Genomic DNA, 1,158 nt, shown 5'->3' with positions numbered 1-1,158 from the left:
CTATATAAGTTGAACTAGAATTATTCAGTAAGTCGGTCGTTCTCTAAACGAAGACAAAGACGATCAATAATTGTCTGAGTATGAGGAGCAATGTTTTGCATAAACGCAGCAACTTTCTTGCGGATCTCGGAAACGGTATGGAAAAACACATTATTAATGACATCCGATTTTAGCCATTTCCAAAGTCCCTCGACCAGGTTCAATTGCGGACTATAGGGTGGTAAGAAAACCAATTCAAGACGTGCTTTATACTCTTCCAAAAAGGGATGAAGTAATTTCGCATGATGAATACGAGCATTATCCAGTACCATGACAATCTTTCCCTCAGGGTACGCTTCGACCACCATTTGTAGAAAGGACAGAAAGGTCTCTGCGTTATACTGCTCATCTTCTTTCCAGAGAATTTGACCCGTCATATAATTCAGTACGGCTAATAACTTGACGCCGCGATGTTTGCCTGTGGTCTGGATGATGCGTTGCTTGCCTTTGAGAAACCAAGTATGCTGAAGCGCTTGGTAATCCCGGATCATGGACTCATCTTCGAAGAGTAAGTGCGCAATGTCTTCGTTCATTAGTCTTTTTTCAAAGCAGGAAACGTCTCTTCTGTAAAAGCTTGTTGCTTGGTTTTATCTGCAGCAGCTAAGGTATACGTGGGTTTGGTGTAGCTGAGTCCCAGACGATGCGCCATTTTAGAAATACCACGAAGCGAATAGGACTGACCGAACTCCCGCTTGATATATTCGCCAATGAGATAGAGCGTCCAGCTGTACTTACTTTCAAAACCAACTTCATGTGGAACCGAGGATACGATCGTCGCTTTCAGTTGTTCCTGTTGGTCTTTGGTCAGTCGTTCTGGCGCTCCTGTTGAATAGTTGATTTGCAATCCAGCTACGCCCGCCTCGCGATAGGCACGCATATATTTATAGACGGTTCGTTCCGTTCTACCTATGATCTCTGCAATTTCTTGTGCATTCTTCCCTTTCATATGCAAAACAATAGCTTGATAACGCTCAAACATGCGTCGCTCTTTTTCTTTTTTCATTAAGGCTTCAATCTCTATAAATGCTTGTGTCATTTCCATGATTTCACCGTCGCTTTTAGGTTATACTCTTTTATTCGACGGTGTGGAAATGAATTCCTTTAGTTCAACTTATATAG

1 protein-coding gene is annotated in these 1,158 nt (G+C 42.2%); it reads right to left on the bottom strand.

Features of this window, described 5'->3' with window-relative positions:
- Window positions 1-20 precede the first annotated feature (20 nt).
- Window positions 21-1,075, bottom strand: a protein-coding gene (locus K1558_RS32590) for an IS630 family transposase (protein ID WP_238656283.1) whose coding sequence is annotated in 2 segments (ribosomal slippage) — window positions 21-575 and window positions 578-1,075 — 1,053 coding nt in all. Because the reading frame shifts where the segments join, the coding sequence is not laid out codon by codon here.
- Between the last annotated feature and the right edge of the window lie 83 nt (window positions 1,076-1,158).

This window comes from Paenibacillus piscarius (assembly GCF_022234545.1).
GTDB lineage: Bacteria > Bacillota > Bacilli > Paenibacillales > Paenibacillaceae > Paenibacillus_AQ > Paenibacillus_AQ piscarius.
This window is presented reverse-complemented; position numbering and strand designations above follow the sequence as displayed.